The 17,942-nt window shown below is 67.6% G+C and carries 17 protein-coding genes; 5 read left to right on the forward strand and 12 right to left on the reverse strand.

Going from position 1 to position 17,942, the window contains the following annotated elements:
• Nucleotides 1–3: 3 nt before the first annotated feature.
• The 10 genes from eccD to A5699_RS03035 all read right to left on the reverse strand — a co-directional run bounded on the left by eccD (nt 4) and on the right by A5699_RS03035 (nt 13,316).
• A complete protein-coding gene (gene eccD, locus A5699_RS02990; RefSeq protein ID WP_067765140.1) occupies nt 4–1,428 on the reverse strand; it encodes a type VII secretion integral membrane protein EccD in 1,425 nt (474 codons plus the stop codon).
• A gap of 61 nt (nt 1,429–1,489) precedes the next feature.
• The gene (locus A5699_RS02995; RefSeq protein ID WP_067765144.1) at nt 1,490–2,350 is read right to left on the reverse strand and encodes an ESX secretion-associated protein EspG; all 861 of its coding nucleotides are present in this window, start codon (nt 2,348–2,350) and stop codon (nt 1,490–1,492) included.
• A 30-nt stretch (nt 2,351–2,380) separates the two neighbouring features.
• On the reverse strand, nt 2,381–2,668 hold the full coding sequence (locus A5699_RS03000) for a WXG100 family type VII secretion target (protein WP_067765147.1): 288 nt from the start codon (nt 2,666–2,668) through the stop codon (nt 2,381–2,383).
• Between the two features lie 29 nt (nt 2,669–2,697).
• The gene (gene esxG, locus A5699_RS03005; RefSeq protein WP_067765159.1) at nt 2,698–2,991 is read right to left on the reverse strand and encodes a type VII secretion system protein EsxG; all 294 of its coding nucleotides are present in this window, start codon (nt 2,989–2,991) and stop codon (nt 2,698–2,700) included.
• 61 nt (nt 2,992–3,052) lie between these two features.
• Nucleotides 3,053–4,627 (reverse strand): PPE domain-containing protein, encoded by a 1,575-nt coding sequence (locus tag A5699_RS03010; protein ID WP_067765162.1) that lies wholly within the window; start codon nt 4,625–4,627, stop codon nt 3,053–3,055.
• 1 nt (nt 4,628) lies between these two features.
• Nucleotides 4,629–4,940, reverse strand: coding sequence for a PE family protein (locus tag A5699_RS03015; RefSeq protein ID WP_067765164.1), 312 nt, complete (start codon nt 4,938–4,940; stop codon nt 4,629–4,631).
• Nucleotides 4,940–8,908 carry a type VII secretion protein EccCa gene (eccCa, locus tag A5699_RS03020; RefSeq protein ID WP_067765166.1) on the reverse strand — a complete coding sequence of 1,323 codons (3,969 nt, stop codon included), beginning with the start codon at nt 8,906–8,908 and terminating at the stop codon, nt 4,940–4,942. Before eccCa ends, A5699_RS03015 begins: the two co-directional genes overlap by 1 nt.
• Nucleotides 8,905–10,458, reverse strand: a complete 1,554-nt coding sequence (eccB, locus tag A5699_RS03025) for a type VII secretion protein EccB (protein ID WP_067765170.1) — start codon at nt 10,456–10,458, stop codon at nt 8,905–8,907. The genes eccCa and eccB overlap by 4 nt, the downstream gene beginning before the upstream one ends.
• The gene (gene eccA, locus A5699_RS03030; protein ID WP_067765171.1) at nt 10,455–12,224 is read right to left on the reverse strand and encodes a type VII secretion AAA-ATPase EccA; all 1,770 of its coding nucleotides are present in this window, start codon (nt 12,222–12,224) and stop codon (nt 10,455–10,457) included. The genes eccB and eccA overlap by 4 nt, the downstream gene beginning before the upstream one ends.
• 186 nt (nt 12,225–12,410) lie before the next feature.
• Nucleotides 12,411–13,316, reverse strand: coding sequence for a class I SAM-dependent methyltransferase (locus A5699_RS03035; RefSeq protein WP_067765173.1), 906 nt, complete (start codon nt 13,314–13,316; stop codon nt 12,411–12,413).
• 70 nt (nt 13,317–13,386) lie between these two features.
• Here A5699_RS03035 and A5699_RS03040 point away from each other — a divergent pair, with 70 nt between their 5' ends.
• Both A5699_RS03040 and A5699_RS03045 read left to right on the forward strand, forming a co-directional pair.
• A complete protein-coding gene (locus A5699_RS03040) occupies nt 13,387–13,644 on the forward strand; it encodes an antitoxin (RefSeq protein WP_067765181.1) in 258 nt (85 codons plus the stop codon).
• A 6-nt stretch (nt 13,645–13,650) separates the two neighbouring features.
• Nucleotides 13,651–14,076 (forward strand): type II toxin-antitoxin system VapC family toxin, encoded by a 426-nt coding sequence (locus A5699_RS03045; protein WP_067765183.1) that lies wholly within the window; start codon nt 13,651–13,653, stop codon nt 14,074–14,076.
• On the opposite strand, the gene A5699_RS03050 is transcribed toward A5699_RS03045, so the two are convergent.
• The gene (locus A5699_RS03050) at nt 14,073–14,978 is read right to left on the reverse strand and encodes an oxygenase MpaB family protein (protein ID WP_067765185.1); all 906 of its coding nucleotides are present in this window, start codon (nt 14,976–14,978) and stop codon (nt 14,073–14,075) included. The two genes, A5699_RS03045 and A5699_RS03050, sit on opposite strands and share 4 nt — an antisense overlap.
• Nucleotides 14,979–15,054: 76 nt before the next feature.
• Between A5699_RS03050 and A5699_RS03055 the strand changes: the two genes are divergently transcribed.
• The 3 genes from A5699_RS03055 to A5699_RS03065 are packed head-to-tail and all read left to right on the forward strand — an operon-like array spanning nt 15,055 to nt 17,409.
• Nucleotides 15,055–15,669 carry a TetR/AcrR family transcriptional regulator gene (locus A5699_RS03055; RefSeq protein ID WP_067765187.1) on the forward strand — a complete coding sequence of 205 codons (615 nt, stop codon included), beginning with the start codon at nt 15,055–15,057 and terminating at the stop codon, nt 15,667–15,669.
• 44 nt (nt 15,670–15,713) lie between these two features.
• Nucleotides 15,714–16,595: an alpha/beta fold hydrolase gene (locus A5699_RS03060; RefSeq protein ID WP_067765190.1), complete on the forward strand. Its 882-nt coding sequence runs from the start codon at nt 15,714–15,716 to the stop codon at nt 16,593–16,595.
• A gap of 28 nt (nt 16,596–16,623) precedes the next feature.
• Nucleotides 16,624–17,409 (forward strand): SAM-dependent methyltransferase, encoded by a 786-nt coding sequence (locus A5699_RS03065; protein ID WP_067765192.1) that lies wholly within the window; start codon nt 16,624–16,626, stop codon nt 17,407–17,409.
• Here A5699_RS03065 and A5699_RS03070 read toward each other — a convergent pair.
• A partial coding sequence (locus A5699_RS03070) for an IS630 family transposase (protein WP_157561054.1) occupies nt 17,406–17,942 on the reverse strand: 537 nt, incomplete at its 5' end. The two genes, A5699_RS03065 and A5699_RS03070, sit on opposite strands and share 4 nt — an antisense overlap.

Raw genomic sequence — 17,942 nt, forward strand, 5'->3', positions numbered from 1 at the left:
TCATCACCTGTCGAGAACGAGGCTGAACAACCCGACGAGGAAGGCCATCACCGGGATCAGCGAAGCGTCGAGGCCGGTCGCGAGGAAGCCCACCAGGCGCCGCATCGGCAGCGAGTACGTGTCCGGGGACGCCATCCGCGGGTTCAGCACGGCGACCACCCAGACCACGACGAGGCCGGCCAACGCCGCCAGCGCCCACCAGGCGGCCTGATAGCGGTCGTCCATCGCAAACGTCACCAGCAGCACGGCCGCAAGCAGGTAGGGATGGCCGAGCAACCATGCCTTGCAGGAGGCGGAATCCCACACCCGAGCCCGCAGGACAGCCCCGAGAGCCAGCGCCACCACGACGTACCAGGCCCACGGCGACGCGGTCGGCGAGCCGACCAGGGCCACCGAACCGGCCACTCCGAGAAGCACACCCGCAGCGATCACACCGGTCTGGTGCGACTGGCTCACCCGGACCCGGCGCGGCAGGTCGGCCAGAACCGAAAGCGGTTGAGGCGACGGCGACGGATCGCCGGGCGCCGGGATCACCGGAAGCGGGAACCGGGCCCACATGGCCGAGAGTTGAGCGGCCTGCACGGTGACCACCAGGGCGATGAGGATCAGGGCGCTCCCGATCACCGTCGCGTTGAGCTCCCACAGGCTGGCCGCCGCAGCGACCAGCAGCACGCCGGCTCCGGCCACCGTCGTCGCCGTAAAGACCGCGATACCACGGTCTTCGGATGAGCTGGCCATGCTGATCAACGACCACGCGGCCACCCCGGCCGCAGCCAGCAGGATGTTGGGGGCGCCGAAATCACCTGGGACGCCAAGGGCGAACGCGGCGGCGATCGGGATCAGCGCCGTGATCGACAGTGCGGTGGCCAGTGCCGGTGAGCGGCCCCGGGTCGACAGCGCCGCCAGCACGGTGGCGACGGCGATGCCGCCGACGACGAACAGGCCGAGCGCCTCGCCGGTGACAACCCGGTGGGCGACACCCAGACCGGTGCCCACCAGGATCAGTCCGATCAGGGCCAGCGCCGCGGCCCGGGCGATGTGCGCCGGACCCCACGGGCGCCGGCGGGCGGCGGAGAAGATCACGGCGGCGTCGGCGATGTCCTCGACGATGCGCGGGGCCGCCGGGCCGGCCGGAACGGCTTGCAGCGCAAGCAGATCCCCGTCCACCACGCCGACCGTGTCGAGGGTGGCGTCCAGGCTGAACGGCGCACCGCCGATCGGGGCCAGGCTCAGCCGCACCGGATCCGGGGCACTCGCACCGTCGTCGCCGCGTTCACCGTTGGAGGGGACGACGATCCGCTGGACCGCAGGCAGTATCTCGCGCAGCGGCAGCTCGGACGGCAGGGCCATTTCGGTCAGCCGGCCACCGTCGTCTCCGGCGGCCAGCACGGCCACCCGGACGATCGGCATCACAGTGTTGTCGGACATTCCTATGCTTTCTGGGTTCTTCTCGTGGAGCGTGGATCTCGGTGGGATAAAACGTGGTCGGTCAGTGCGTCGCCCTGATCGCGACGTCGTCGAAGTCGCGGAAGAGCGGTTGGTCAGGGAACCAGGAGCCGCTGGGCAACGAGGCGGTGAGCCGTTCGATCGCCATCGCGATCGCCTCGGCAGTGCCCGCCGTGAAGGTCGAAATCCATTCCCCGTCGAAAGCTTTCGACGGAGAGACCAGAATCCGGCCCTCGGGGGTGTCGATGATGCTGACACCCACTCCGGTGGTGACCCGATGGCCGTCGCGGTGTTCTCCGGCGACGATCTCGACGTAGGTACGCCGTCCGTCGAACACCGATTCCACCATCGGCCGGGCCGATTCCGGGACCCCGAGGAATCCCAGTACTTCGGTCAGCGGAGCGCCGTTACGGATCTGTTCGTCCGCGCGGGCACCGGCCGCGGCCGGGAGCGCGAACTCCTCGAACCGCGCCGGCTTGCGCCGGGACAATCCGGCGGTGAGCACGGGCACCAGGGCGTGCGGGTGGTTGATGTCCATGTCGGTGAACGTCACCAACTGCGCGTTGCGCAACACCACCACGGTCTGGTCGGCGCCTGCCCGCGCGACGATGCCGCGCAGCAGATCCCCCGGACCGGAGACAAACCGCAGGTCGAGCCACTGGGTTGCCCGGCACACCAGCCGAACCCATTGCGCCACCTGCGGATTGACCCTGCCATCGGCGTCGAGCACACCCATCCTGGTCAGCTCAGCGGTCTGTTCGGCGACAAAGCCGAACCGCTGGGCCGGTTCGCTGTAGGGCGGCGTGATGGCCAGCACCCACGGATACGCTCCGGCGCCCAGTACATCGGCGAGGTACCAGGCCTGATCGGTGGTGAGCTCGACGGCGTTAACTCTGGTGCTCAATGCGGAGCCTCTGGCTCCGGATGTCGGCGCTCAGCCCCACTTGGCCCCTTCGGCGGCGTCACGCGCGCTCATCGACATGGTGTTCATCTCGTGAGTGGACGCCATGGCGCGGTAGGCCCGGGTCAGCTCTTCCATGGCCTGGTTCCACTGCACCTGCCAGGCCTGGTAGGTCATTCCGGTGTCACCCTGCCAGGCGCTGGCGAGCGCGTGCTGCTCGGCGGCGATGTCGGCGCCGACGGCGTGCAGGGCACCGGAGTAGGTGTTCATCTCCCCGGCGTGCGCCAGCATGGCCGGGTAGTTGTACATGATCTGAGACATGAAAACTCCTGTATCCGTTCGGTATCCGGTTAGACGGAGGTGTAGGTGCTGGCGGCGGCGGCATCCTGGGCGACGTAGGTGCCCGCGGCGTCGCCGAGGTTGAGCTGGGCGATGTCGAGCAGCGCGTTGACCTTGGCCGACACCTCGACGAACCGGGCGTGTGCGGCCTGGAACGCTGCCGAGGCCTCACCCATGTGGTAGGCCTGCGAGGACATGGCGGCCTGCTCGGCCTGGGCGATGGTGCTGCGCATCAGCGCGGCCTTCGCGCCGAAGGCGGCCTCGGAAGCGATCAACTGAGGGATGTGAGCGTCCAACAGACTCATGGATATTCCTTTCGGGTCGTAGACAATTGGCAGTGCGTCTTCAGTGCTGAGGGTGATCTGGTCAGCTGCGCGGGCCCCCCTCCGGATCGTCGGGATCCCACGTTCCCGGCAACATCGGCGATGCCGGGCGGTCGTCGAACGTCTCACCGGCCAAGGTGGTCAACCCGGCGGCGGCCGCCTCGGATCTCGTTGCGGTTCCGGTGAATCCCATCTCCCCGGCCCCCTGCTCGGAGGCGCGTACCCGTGGCTCCGGCTGGGGTGCGGGGTCCGGATCGGGCTCCTCGTAATCCATGTACGCGTCGGCGTAGGCGTGGTCCTCCAACACCGCGCCCCGCTTGCGGCGGCGTTTACGCCGCGCGGCCAGTGAGGCCGCCACACCCGAGGCCGCCGCCGGGATGCCGGATGCGGGCGCGTGGGCGCTGGACTTACCGCCCACGGTCGGGCTGAAACCCTCGTCGGGGTCGTTGGTCATCACCGCATACGGCGCGAATGCCGCGGCGGCCACCGGAGCCGGGGCGGCCGGGGCTCCGGCCGCAGGTGCCGCCGCCGGCGCAGCCGCAGCCCCCGCACCGGCGCCGACTCCGGCCGGGGCGAGGCCCACCACGGGCAGCCCTTGGTCGCCACGCACCGGCGCTACCGGAGCGGCGTCGCCATCGGCCGGGGCGTCGGCCGGAGCATCGGTGGGGAGCAGGCCCAGAGCGCCCAAGCCGGTCAACCCGATGGCGAGCAACGGAATCAGGAACGGCGACAGCGCAACGCTGATCCATGTACCCCAGCCCACCGGCTGGAAGATCAACTGATAGATGACGCCGAACAGGAACGGCCCCCACGCCGTCAGGAAGCCGGACGGGTTGGTCATCAGGTCGGTGAGCATCTGCTGCAGAGTGCCCAGCGGATCGTTGAGGAACCTCAGCAGTTCCTTGCCACCGATCATCGAGTCATTGCCGAGGTAATCCACCAGCCACTGCGGCAGATTCGGATACTCGTTGGTGGCCGTCGCGTCGGCGTTGGTCAGCGCCGTACCGGAATCGGTCGCGGTGCCCTGCGCCATCATCTGCTGTGCGTTGGCCGATGCGGTACCTGCCTCGCCCACGCCCGGCTTGAGCAACATCGGCGACGGGGTACTCATCGGAGCCGCCATCACCGCGGCTCCCGAGACAGCCTGGTAGGTGGCCATGGTGGTGGCCGCCTGAACCCACATCCGCACGTAGTCGGCCTCGTTGACCGCGATCGGAATCGTGTTGATACCGAAGAAGTTCGTGGCCAGCAACACACCGTGCACCACGTGGTTCAGCGCCAGCTCGGGCAGCGTCGGCATCGTGGCCAGGGCGGTGGTGTAGGCCGCGGCCGCGGTCTCGTGCTGCACCGCCACCGCGGCGCTGTTGGCGCTCTGCTGGGCCAGCCACGTCAGGTACGGTCCGTGCGCGGCGACGTACTGTTCCGAGCTCGGACCCTCCCAGGACCCGGCCTGCACCCCACCCAGAACGCTGGTGAGCTCCGCTGCCGCCGATGCGTATTCGGTGCTCAGCGACTGCCAGGCCCCCGCTGCGGCCAGCAGCGGCCCGGCACCCGGCCCGCTGGAGAGCAGGGTCGAGTGCACCTCGGGCGGTAGGGCCATCCAGATGGGGGCGGTCATGTCAGAGACCGCGCGCAGTCAGGTACGACGACGCGGCCATCGCGTCGCCGGTCATGTAGCTGGCGCCGGACTCGGCGACACCTGCGCCCGAGCGGCCGAGTTCTTCGACGCCTTGGGCGGCGACCGTCGTGTGCTGGGCACCGTGGGCACTGAAACCGGTTGCGGTCTGCAGGGATACGGCGTCGGCGGCCGGCGGGATCACCGCCGAGACCAGGGGGGCGGCCGCGGCGTGAGCGGCGGCCAGACGCGCGGTGAGCGCCTCCACGGCCGCACTGGCCGCGGTCAATCCTTCCGGAACTACCCGCAATGTCATCAGAATTCCTTTCTCCCGTTGTTCACGGACAGTGCCGCGTCATCGATGAGTGGGTTCACGAGTTGGACGAATTCAGGTGCGTCACCGTCACCCAGCAACATGCCGCGCCCGGCCGGGAACCGGGCGAACCGGTGCCCGCGGAGCTTGCCGCTGTCGGCCGGATTGCCGGACAGCATCAGCGTCGTGGCCTGCAGGTCGTTGAGGCGACGCAGCAGCGGGGCGGTCATCACGGCATGTGCCGATCCGGTGGCCCGGGCCGTCACGATGACGCGCAGCCCCAGATCCGACGCCTCGGCCAACAGATTCACGATGTTGGTCCACGGTCGCTGCCCGACGAACTGTCCGCTGACCGCGGGCCCGTCCGGGATCTGGTCGACGTCGTCGACGATCAGGTAGTGGGTGTGGGTGTCGGCCCCGGACCGGTAGTCCCAGGCGCTGAGCTCCTGCGGGCTCAAACCGGCCGGCGGGCGGCGGTTTTCGATGAGGGCCGACAGGCCCAGCATCGCGGGCAGCACCCGGTCGATGTTGGCCGTGTACTCGTTGTCGGGGAACAACGGCTCCTCCACCAGGTGCAGCCGCCGGTCGATGACGGTGAAGGCGACCTCGTCCGGCCGGGAATTCTCCCGAATGGTCCGGATGATGTGACGCAGCAGCGTGGTCTTACCGGACCGCGCATCACCGAAGACCGCCAACAACGGGTTGTGCTTGAAATCGAGCAGCACCGGCGCCAGGTCTTCTTCGCGCTGACCGATGACCACCTGCTCGGGCCCGGGGTACAGCGGGGCCAGCGCGGCCGGGGCCAGCTGGGTCGGCAACAACCGCACCGGCGGTGCGCTTTGTCCCGGGTAGCGGGCGTTGATGACGGCGATGTCGGACAGCTGAGGCTCGGCGAACAGGAAGTGTTCGGCGGCCATGGTCAGGCCGCGGCCCGGCTGATCGGCCGGCACCGACTCGGCCGGGCGGCGCATCGCACCGACCACCCGCACGATGCTGTCGTGGCTGTCGTGCAGCTTGAGTTCCAGCCGCAGGCCCAGCCCGTCGCGCATGGCCAGCGGCACCTCCAGCCAGTTCGGTGTGGTGATCACGACGTGGATGCCATAGGCCAGCCCGGCATTGGCCAGCTCGGTCACCTTGGCCAGCAACGGGTTACGGGTGTTGAAGGTGTCGGTGTTGTCCCGGCTGAACGCGTACAGGTTGTCGATGATCAAAAAGACTTCGCCGTACCCGTCGGCATAACGACCGACCCGGCTCACCGCGCCCTGCTGCTGACGCGCCCGCAGCAGTTGCTCGAGCTCACCGAAGGTCCGGCGGATGCGCTCGGGCTCCAGCGGGGTGGCCACACTGCCGACATGGGCCAGCTCGGCCAGGCCGGCGAGCTGTCCGCCGCCGTAATCCAGGCAGTAGAAGCTCACTTCGCTCGGCGAGTGCAGTGCCGCCGCGGACAGGACGAAGGTCTGCAACGCCGTCGACTTGCCCGATCGCGGACCACCGTGGATCAGTATGTTGGCCGCCGACGAGTTGGCGTCGAACACCAGCGGGTCCCGGCGCATCTCGAACGGCTTGTCGATCTCGCCCAACGGCCAACGCAATTGGCCGGGTTCGATGTCGGTGCGGGCCAGCACGTCGTCCAGCGCGATCGCGTCGTCCAGCGGCGGCAGCCACAGCTTGGGTGCCTGCGGGCCGTAGGTGGCCAGCTGGTCACCGATGGTGGCGATCAGCTTGCGCGGTGGGGCGATATCGATCTCGGGCTCGTTCGTGACGATGACAGTGTCGGGCTCGGGCTCGACGCGCGAGGCGGTGAACAGCTGCGGCTGCGGCAGGGCGCGCACCACGATCGACTTCTCGGCGCGCGGCGGATCGTAGATTCCGTCGACGTAGGTGCTGCGGAACTTGATCGGCACCGCACCGGGAGCCGGCACCAGGAAGCCTTCGCCCTTGTGCTCACGACCCGATTCGATGTGGTAGGCGTCCTCGACCCCGATGATCTGACGAGAGATGCTGGGGCTGGCCACCTTCAGGCCGATCCGGTACGACGTGTTCTTGTCGATGTCCTTGATCCGGCCCACGTCCAGCGTCTGCGACGCGAACAGGATGTGGATGCGGAACGAGCGACCCTTGCGGGCGACGTAATCGAACAGGTCCGCGTACTCGGGATGCTCGGCGAGCATCAGGGTGAACTCGTCGGCCACCACGAACAGCGTCGGCATCGGGGGCAGATCGTGCCCGGCCGCGATGGCCGCCTCGTACTCGGTGACCGAGTTGAAGGCGCTGCCCTGCACCCGGCGGCCGGCCTCCTTGAGCAGCTGCTCACGACGGGACACCTCACCGCGCAGGGTGTCGGCGAACCGGTCGGCCAGCGACCGCTTCTCGGCCATGTTCGAGATGACCGCGACGACCTGCGGGAAGTTGCGGAAGATGTCGGCGCCGGCCTCACCCTTGAAGTCGGCGTAGATCACGATGAGTCGCTCGGCCGAGTGAGTGGTCAACAGCGACAACAGGATCGACATCAGGGTCTGGGACTTGCCCGAGCCGGTCATACCGATCATGAGGCCGTGCGGGCCCATGCCACCTTCGGCCTCGTCCTTGAGGTCGAAGTACAGCGGCTCGCCGGTGGCGGTGACGCCGATCGGCACGCGCAGTTCGTCGTCACGGTTGCGCGGGGCCCACAGGCTGGCCACGTCCAGCGCCGCGGCATCCGGAATGTCCAGCAGCGTGGTGAACGTCGCGCCGCCGGTGGCGGTGGAGCGCACGTAGCCGGGGTTGGAATCCCAGCGCGACAACCGCCGCGCGATGTGGGCGGCCTCGGCGGCCGACAGCCGGTCGGCCTGGTCGACGTAGGGCTGCCAACCGCTGCTCTGCCAACGCTCGAGGCGGCCCTCGGTGACCCGCAGGATCGGTCGCTCCGGATCGGGGTACTGCTCACGGTTGGGCAGCTTGTCGCTGCGGTGGATCACGGTCACCCCGGTCAGCCCGGGCTTGCGCGCGATGTCGTCGGGATCGGCCTCCGGATCGTCGAGCACCACCAGCAGGTGCTTCAGGGCCTGATCCGCCTCAGCCGGGAACGCGGGCCGGCCGGCCAGGGCCGAATCGAGTTGTCCACGCAGCTCAGCGACGCTGTTGGTCAGGTACCGAGCCGGACCGACACCGTCGGCCTGGTTCGGAACGTCCACGTGCGGCAGCCATTTCAGCCAGGACCAGTCCGCGCCGTCCACGTTGGGTGCGGCCAGCGCCACCCCCAGCATGGTCGGGTCATGCCAGGTGACGGCCTGTGCGATCCAGGCCCGCAGCGCGTCGCGGACCTCGTCGGCCTCACCGATGACGGTGATCCGGGCGAGCTTGGTGACGTCGATGCCCGTCGGGGCGTCGCGCACGGTGCGCTGCACATCGAGCAGACCGCGAAGCGTACTGTGCGACACCGGTTCCAGGTCGATCTCGTCGGCGGTGTCCTTGACCTTCAGCGCGGCATCCAGCGGCACGTCGTGCAGCCCGGCGCGCAGCACCAGGAAGTCACGGTCGCGCGGGTCGCGCTCCCACTGACGTCGGGTGCCGGGAATGGTCGCCAGCACTTCGGGATTCGGGTGCGACCACTCCAGCGCCTTGCGCTGCTCGGCGGCGTGGGCGCGGACGTTGTCGCGGACCACCGACAGGTAGCGCAGATAGTCGGCGCGTTCGGCATCGACCTCCTCGGTACGCATCTTGTTGCCGCCGCCCCGGTAGAGCGCGGTGGCGGCCAACAACAGCACGAACGGGAAGAACAGCATGGTCGGCGAGATCATCCGCATGCCGGTGGCGAACAGCGCCACGATCATGCCGACGATCAGGATGACGATCAGGTATGGCAAGACCCTGCGGAGCAGCGACGGCGGGACGATCCGCTCCAACTGGGGCGGCGGCTCGATCGTGATCGCGCCCTTGCGGGTGGTCGGCGGGGCCAGCCTGCGCTGGTGCTCGAAGATCAACCTACTCATCGCGTTGCCTCCAGGCGGGCAGCATTGGCGTTGACCGACAGCGCATCATGTGCGGTCAGGGCGTCGCCACGGGACAGGGTCGGACCGGCCGCGAACTGCGTCAGAATCGACCAGGGGATGGGCAGGGCAGGTGAGGTAAGACCAAGCGCCGCAACGATTTTGTCGTCACCTGCGGTGTCGATGCCGTAGCGGACACCAGTGTCACTCACCCAGAACAACGAGCCTGCGGTCGGCGACCCGGGCTCGGCCCCGACGGTCTGTACGAAATAGCCGCTACCGGGGGTCAGCGCCACCCGGGAGGCGGTGCCATTGCTGCCGGCCCCGACCAGGTCGACGGTGCGCAGACCGTCGCGCACCGGCAGTGTCGCACCCGCAAGCACCGACAGCGAGCTCTCGGTGGCACCCGCCGGCTTGATCCACTGCGCGCAGGTGACCGGCGCCGCGGACGGCGACACCAACGACACCGGTGCGTCCGGGTATCCGGTGGTGTCGATCGCATGGGAGACGGGCATCCGAGATACCTCGTCGGGACCGATCCGCGGAGCCTGGTCCAGTCCGTAGGAGTTGGTGTTGCGCAGAATCGAGGCCAGCACCGGCGAGACCGGCTGCAGACCGTCGGACAGCACCGCGTAGTAGCGGGCGGTGTTGTCGGCGTCGTAGGCAGCGACCACACCGCCGACGGGCACCGGGGTCGACAACGCGTAACTCGTCGGCGCGCCGGCGTCGGCGATGGGCGGCGCCGTCAGTGCCGACGACTCGGGAATGGCGTTGAACAGCCCGGCCGCGATCAGTCGGGGCGCCGGGATCTGCGCGCCGAGACCGAGCGCATCAGTGACCGCGCGGTTGGCCAGGTCGATCGGGCTGCGCCTGCCGTCCCACAGCAGCCAGTCACCCGGGGTCGGTCCGACCGGATTGTGTACCAGCACAGCCTGATCGGACGTCAGCGGCAACGCACGTCCTTCGCCGCTCGCGAGCTCACCGGCGATCACCGTCACGCCGGCGTTGGCACCTGACACCGCATCGCAGACCGTCCAGTCGGCGGCACTCGCGCCGCTTTGGACCATGCGCTCGGGCGCGCCCGGAATGCCCAGCAGGTTGCCCCGCGGGAACTTGTCGATCTCGCTGGTCTTGACCGTGGTGGGGTTGTCCGACTTGCCGGAGATCAGCCGCGCCGAGGTCAGGTTCAGCACCGGATGCAGCTGCTCACCGACCCGCACATACAGCGCCGCGGTCGACCGGTCGGCCAGTATCGCGTCGTTGCCGGCGACTCCGCCCGGCCGGAACAGGGAGAACAGAAAACAACCGATCAGTCCGGTGACCAGGATCAGGGCCCCGGTCAGCACGGCCCGGCTCTGCGTGCGCAGCGGGTCGACCAGCATCCGGGTGTCGTGCAACGCCACGCCAGAAGCGATGCGGCGCTGGACAAATCGCCAGCCGGTGACCTGGTTCTTGGTCACAAAGCCGCGCCGGTAGGACACCTGGTCTGGGTTCTCGTTGGTCGGGGTGCGGGAGCTGAACGAACGACGGTCGTCGTTTTCCGGCGCGGTCATGCCGGCACCGTCAGACCCAGGCCGCGCAGCAGCGGGGCAGCCGAGTTGTTCACGTCACCGGCGGTGATCGTCATCATCTCCTCGTCGGTGAAGTCGTCATGGTCGGAGTGATCGAGGCGGTACTCGCGCTCCTCCTCGGAACGCTCGACCAGGTTGCGGACGAAACGACCGTTACCGGCGATGTCCAGGCTGCGCCGCGGCACACCGTTGGCGTCGGGCGTGGTGGCCTCCGCCAGGTAGCCGAAGAGCCGCTCCATCTCGTCGTGCGCGGCCTTCTCGAACGTGCTGTCGCGCTTCTCGGCCATCCGCTCGGCGATCTCGACGAGTTCCGAGGACGAGTACGACGGGAAATCGATGCTGCGGGTGAAGCGGGAGCGCAGACCTTCGTTGGTGTCCAGGAACATGTCGAGGTCCTTGCGGTACCCCGCAACGATCACGACCAGCCGGTCGCGGTCGTTCTCCATGCGGGCCAGCAACGTGTCGATGGCAACCAGACCGAAGTCGTTCTTGGCGCCGGTGGACACCAGGGCGTAGGCCTCATCGAGGAACAGCACACCGTCGAGCGCACTGTCGATGATGGCGTTGGTCTTGGCCTCGGTCTCGCCGATGTGCTGACCGATCAGGTCGGCACGGTGCACCTCGCGGACCGTTTCCTTCTTCAGAAGCCCCAAGCCGCAATAGATCTTGGCGACGACACGCGCGATGGTGGTCTTACCGGTTCCGGGCGGGCCGGCGAACACCAAGTGGTTGGTGCGCTGCGCCACGGCCAGCCCGCGTTCCTGACGCCGGATCGACATGGCGACCGAGCTTTTCAGCCGGGCTACCTGAAACTTCACTTCTTCCAGACCGATGAACTCGGCCAGCTCAGCCTCTGCCTCGACGAGCAGGTGCGCCTTGCGTTCCTTGGCGCCCGGGTCGACGAAGTCGGACTCCGACGGTTCGGTCTCGGGATCCCATGGATCCGTCCTGGCGTCGATGCGGGCGGCGGTGGTGATCAGCAGCCCGAAGGTCGGATCCGACAAGGCGTCTTCGACCTGCTTGTTCTCCGGGTGCGCGGCGAAGAGATCCTGCAGCACCTCTGCCGCGTCCTCTTCCTCACCCTGCGCGCGCAAGGTCAGCGCCTTGGCGAGCGCACCGTCGAGTGCGGCCACGGCGATGGGGCCGGACGGATCCTCCAGATAGGACAGCGCCGGTGCCAGCATGCCGAGACGGGCCAGGGCGATGCCCAGGGTGACCCGCGCGGCGTGTGAGGTGACCTCGTCGAGCGAGGGATCGGTGACGACCGGCGTCAGCAGGCGCACCACGTCAGACCACCGCTGCGCACGATGGTTGATCGCCACCCGCAGCCAGGTGGCGTTCAGCCATCCGGGCCGGCGGGTGAGCACCTTGCCCACCAGCGCGTCGGCCTCGGCAGGAGAGCCGGCCGAGGCGATCCGGGCGGCGTAGGCAAGCTGGAAGTCGTCCACGTCGGTGGCCCGGAACTGCAGATACAGCCCGGTGTCGTAGGTGAATCCGAGATCGCCGGCGGACAGGTCGATCTCCCGCTGCAGCAGCCCGGCGCTGGCCCGGGTACGCCACACCGCGTCGATCACCGGACCCGACACGTCACCCGCAGCGGCCAGCCCCGTCCACGCGTCGCAATGGTCGTGCGCGATGCGCGTCAGGCCGGCGAAGCCGCCCCGGGCCGCAGCGAAATCAGCCGGCCGCTGCCGGTCGTTCACCGTCAGGCCGAGCGCACGACAACATGTGGCGAAGCGGCTGATCACATCGCGATCGAGCCGGGGTGCTCCGTGAGGCGGAGCGGCAAGCGTGTCACTACCCATATGTGTGCACGGGAGCGACAAAGCCCCCGTCCCTCTCCCTTATGTATGGCTAAGCTAACTTTTGCTGAAGTTAGCATTGCATAACTTAACTGTCGAGAGGCACCTGTACGGGCTAGCTCGTGAACTGCCTCACCTTTTGGTCGCGACCGCCAGGGTGATAGTTCCCGTCATCAGGCCCGCCTCGGAATCCGGAGCCGGAACCGGGCGGCCGTTTTTGGCCAAATACGCATGTAGGGGCGTCGGACTCGCATCCCAGCCGCGCGCACCGAACCACTGCTCAGCGGGAGCGTGCTGCTCGTTGTACACCAGGGTGAAGAACGCATTCTCGTCACCGGAAGCCAGCGCTTCGGCGCGCTTGGCCTCGAATGCCTCGGCCGGGATCGGCGTCGCCTCCTCGATGCCGACGAAGCTGCCCGGCGCGGCCAACCCGTCGATGCCAGCAAACAACCGTTCCTGTGCTGCGGCAGGCAGATAGATCAACAACCCTTCGGCGATCCACGCCGAGGGCTCCGACGGGTCGAAACCGGCGGCGCGAAGGGCGGCCGGCCAGTCCTCCCGCAAGTCGATCGCCACCTCGCGCCGCTCTGCCGTCGGCACTTCGCCGTGCCGGGCCATGGTCTCGCGCTTGAACTCGAGCACCCGGGGTCGGTCCAACTCGTAGACCACGGTGCCGTCGGCCCACGGCAGCCGGTAGGCCCGCGAATCCAGCCCGGCGGCCAACAGCACGACCTGTTTGACGCCCGCATCGATGGCCCGGGTGAAGTACTCGTCGAAGTACTTCGTACGGGCCCCCTGGAAGTTGACGAAGCTCTCCCCGAACTCGGTGCGCAGAGGATGCTCGGGGTCGGTGCCCTCGACCGCGGCCGTCCAGTCGCCACCGACGGCACGGCAGAACACCTCGGCATGCCGGTCGACGGCCAAGGGATCGGCCTTGCGCGCCTCCAATGCCCTTGACGCAGCGACGAATAACGCGGTCTGTCCGACGCTCGTCGTGATGTCCCAGTTGTCGTTGTCTGTTCTACCCTCGCTGTTCACGAGCGCGAGGGTACGCCGCGATTCTGACAGCCGACCTAAGTGATGCGCGTGATGCGCGTATATTGGCATCATGCGCACCACCATTGCCATCGCCGACGAACTACTAGCCGCGGCCAAGCGTCGCGCGCAGCAACGGGGTCAGACACTCGGCTCTCTCGTCGAGGACGCGCTGCGCCGTGAACTGGCGGCGGATTCCCAGGCCGCACCACGGCTCGCGGTCCCGGTGTTCACCGGCGGTAGCGGGCCACGCCCAGGCATAGACCTGCGGTCCAACCGGGCACTGCACGAGGCCCTCGACGAGGGCGTCGACCTCAACGCGCGGCGGTAACAGCGCGTGCTTCTCCTCGACGTCAATGTGGTGCTCGCCGTCCATCGCGGAGATCACCCTGACCACGCATCCGTCCGGGCGTGGTTCGACCACATGCTCGACACCGCAGAACCTTTCGCGGTTCCGGCCATGGTGTGGGGATCATTTCTCCGGCTGGCCACCAATCGCCGGATCTTCGAGGTTCCGTCACCGCGTCGCGAGGCATTCGCCTTCATCACCGCAGTGGACGCGCAGCCCAACCACCTACGGGTCGGGCCCGGCCCGCGCCATCTGGCCCTACTGCAAGAGTTGTGCGATGAAGCCGACGCGGCCGGCGATCTGATCCCCGACGCCGTCCTTGCCGCGATCGCCGCCGAACACCACTGCGACGTGGTCACGCTTGATCGGGATTTCGCCCGGTTTACCTCGGTGCAGCACCTGCGTCCGATTTAAACGAGCGGACGGCCGGTGCGGATGCGCCAGTCGAGGTCCTTGAGCAGCAGGTTGAACGGGAACTGTCGCAGGAACGAGGGCAGCAGGTCGTTGACCGTGCGCAGCACCGCGATCAGCCGGTCGAATCGCTTCTGACGCTTGGCATCCCACGGCAACTGCATCTCGTCCCGGAAGCGCTGCGGCAGGAATCCCGTCGTGATCAGCAGGGCGGTCGCGTCGAGGCGGCGCTGAATCGCGCGGGGCAGCACCGGCTTCTTGGGTCGGCCCGCCGCGATCGGATAGAGGTAGGAGCGCACGGTGTCATCGATGTGCAGTTTCTCGAGCGATTCTTCCCAGTACCGGTCGAACGCGGCCCGGTCGGCCGGCCACATCTCCTCGGGCACCTGCAACGTCGTGCCCATCGTCACGCTGTCGCGGTAATGCCGATCGGCGGTCTCGTCGTCCAACTCGCCGACGAACATCCGGAACACGTCAACCCCGCCCTTGTACAGGCAGGCGGCGACCCACAGCTGCAGGTTCTTGTCGAAAGCGTTGTACTGCACCGGGCTTTCCTTGGTGGAGTACACCTGCGCGTGCGCCTTGTTGACCGCACGCCGGAAGGCCGCCTTCTGGGCATCGGTGCCGCGGGTGGCCACCGCCAGGTAGGTGAACGTGGTCCTGGCCCGCTTGATCGGGTGCAGATCCGTACGCCCGCTCTCGACGCGGCTCTCGACGACGCCGTAGCCCACGCCCGGGTTGGCCAGCTGCATGATGACGTTGGCCGGGCCGGCCAACAACGCCACGCCCATCAGCCCGTCGTCGAAACTCGCACCACGCCGACGGCGCCTGGGCGCAGACCCCGGCGTCAACGACTCGCTCATCGACCGTTCGACAACATGCGGCACCGGTTCGCTGACCGTCATGGCCACCCCTTCTAGAACTGAGAACATCTGTTTCCTGATACTGGCCTGGCAGTCTGACAGGTGTCAAGATATGGGGATGAAGCAGGTCCGCCCGTACCGCGGCGTCGAAGCGGCCGACCGCGTCGCGCAACGGCGCAGCCAGCTGCTGGAAGCCGGCTTGGACCTGCTCGGAGCCGAGGACGCCGAGGTGACGGTGCGTGCCGTCTGTCGCACCGCCGGGTTGGCCGCACGGTATTTCTACGAGAGCTTCGCCGACAAGGACGACTTCATCGGGGCCGTCTACGACTGGGTGATCGCCGATATCGCGACGTCCACCCAGGCCGCCGTCGACGCCGTCCCGCTGCCCGAGCAGACCATGGCCGGAATGGCGAACATCGTGCACCTGATCGCCCAGGATCGCCGCATCGGGCGGCTGCTGTTCAGCGTCAAACTGTCCAACGAGGTTCTGACCCGCAAGCGCGTGCAATCCACGGCGCTGTTCGCGACGCTGCTCGGTCAGCACGCCGGCGATGCCCTGCAGCTGCCTGCCAACGACTACCTCAAAGCCACGTCATACTTCGCGGTCGGCGGGGTGACCCAGACGATCAGCGCGTGGCTGTCCGGTGAGGTCGCGCTGACCCCCGAACAGCTCATCAACCAGCTGCGTTCGATGCTCGACGCAGTGGCCGGCATGCAACAGCCGGGGAGTTGACGTGCCGGGCGGGCCCGCGAACCCGACTTTGATTAGATGAGCCCATGGGCTCCCTGACCGGCGCTGCCAACCCGTTCGGCCAGGTGTCCTCTGCGACGACACCCGACGCCCGAACTTTGCACTACATCGCGAAGGACCGCGGATCTGACATCACAGTGGCGTTTGAGTCCGGCCTGGGCTGCGCCCACGGGTTGTGGGCACTCGTGCAACCCGATATCGCCCGATTCGCGAACACCGTCGTGTACGACCGCGCCGGTTACGGATGCAGCGAGGCCGACTCAGCGCCCCGGACAGTAGCCCGCCTTACCGATGACCTCGAAGTCATTCTCGACGCAGCATCAGTATGGGGAGCAAGGAAATTCGTCATTGTCGGCCACAGCTTGGGCGGGCTGGTTGCGCAATATGCGGCCGCCCGAAGGCCTGAGTGCGTTGCCGGACTCGTACTCGTTGACTCAATCGCCCTTGACGTACCGCAACTGCACGGGCTCTGGTACCGGACTTCGTTGAAAGCTATCGACCTCTCGATGCGGATCGCAGCCCGGGTCGGGTTGCTGCAGCAGGTGGGCGGTCGGTTCATCGACCGAATCTCCCCACCCGGATTCGCCGACGACATCAAAGGCTGTGAGTTCACCCGGGCCGGTGGACAGGCCCGGAAGCGCGAGGCGCGGGGGTGGCTGACCACTCTCGACCATGATGGCGTTGCGGCTGTCTCGCTTCCCGACCTCCCGGCGGTCGTGATGAGCAGCACCCGAGTTCCGAAGCCCATGGCGAAGATTCAGGCCGCCCTCATCGCCAGTCACCGATCGTTGGCCGATGCGCTGCCACGTGGGAGCCATGTCATCTTGGACTGTGGCCACAACATCCATCTCGACGAGCCGAGCGCGGTCACCGCAGCAGTGCAACAGGTAGTCGAAAGCTGTATGTGATCAGCAGTGGACCACGCATGATGGGGAGATGACCAACTCCGAGCAGTCGCCAGGCCAGGCGGTAGCCGATACGGGCGTGCTGGTGGCAGCCATCCGCGCGGCGGAAAACAGCCGTCCCGACCGGCTTTTCACCGATCCGTTCGCCGAGAAGCTGGCCGGTGAGTCCGGGCAGCGGATGCTTGCCGACGCCGTTGCTGTCTCCGGCGACAAGTCGACCCTGCAGATCGTGGTGCGCACCCGCTTCTGGGACGAGGCACTGTTGAATGCCGTGCCACCGGTGCGGCAGGTGGTGATCCTGGCCGCGGGCCTCGATGCCCGCGCCTACCGGCTGGCGTGGCCCGACGGCACCACGGTGTACGAACTCGACCAACCCGCGGTGATCGCGGCCAAGGCTGAGGCGTTGGCCGGGGACCAACCGCGTTGCCGACGGGTGGGGATCGGCGTCGACCTTACGGAAGACTGGACTGATACGTTGCGGGCCAACGGCTTTGATCCGGACGCGCCGACCGTCTGGCTGATGGAAGGGCTACTGCAGTACCTCGACGAGAGCGCTGTGCACGCGCTGTTCGAGCGGGTCGACGCGCTCTCGGCGCCTGGTTCGGCGCTGCTCTACGACATCGTCGGCAAGGTCCTGCTGGACAGCGTGATGCTGGCAGCGGTCCGCGAACAGATGTCCCGTAACGGGGCGCCATGGTTGTTCGGGACCGACTCCCCAGAGCAACTGTGCGAACCGCTGGGCTGGTCGGCGGTCGTCACCGACGTGGCCGAGCCGGGCAACAAGTGGAACCGGTGGTTCGCCCCCGCAGTGCCCTAGTGGTCCGTCTGCGATTTGATCTGGTTAAGAGTGGCTCTGCCGCGTTGGACTTTGGCGATGATGTCCTCGGCGGTGGCTTTCCAGATGAAGGGCTTGGGGTCAGCGTTCCAGTGCGCGGCCCATGCGGTGATGGCTTCGGTGAGTTCAGCGACGCTGGTGAAAACACCACGACGCAGTCGTTTGTCGGTGAGTTCTTTGAACCAGCGTTCCACCAGGTTTACCCACGAACTCGAGGTCGGGGTGTAATGCAGGTGCCACCGACGACGATCCTTGTGCGCCAACCACTTCGCGATCTCAGGGGTGGAGTGCGCCGACAAGTTGTCCAGCACGACATGTACACCGAGACCACGCGGAACGCTGGCATCGATCTGTTTGAAGAACCGCAACACGTCAGCGCCGGTATGCCCCTTGCGCAGGTCGGTCAATACCTCACCGGTAGCAACATTCATCGCCGCGAACAGATCGATGGTGCCGTTGCGTTTGTAGTCGTGTGTCATCGTTCCCGCGCGTCCGGGTTTCATCGGCAACGATGG

Source organism: Mycobacterium sp. E802 (assembly GCF_001666875.1).
Lineage (GTDB): Bacteria > Actinomycetota > Actinomycetes > Mycobacteriales > Mycobacteriaceae > Mycobacterium.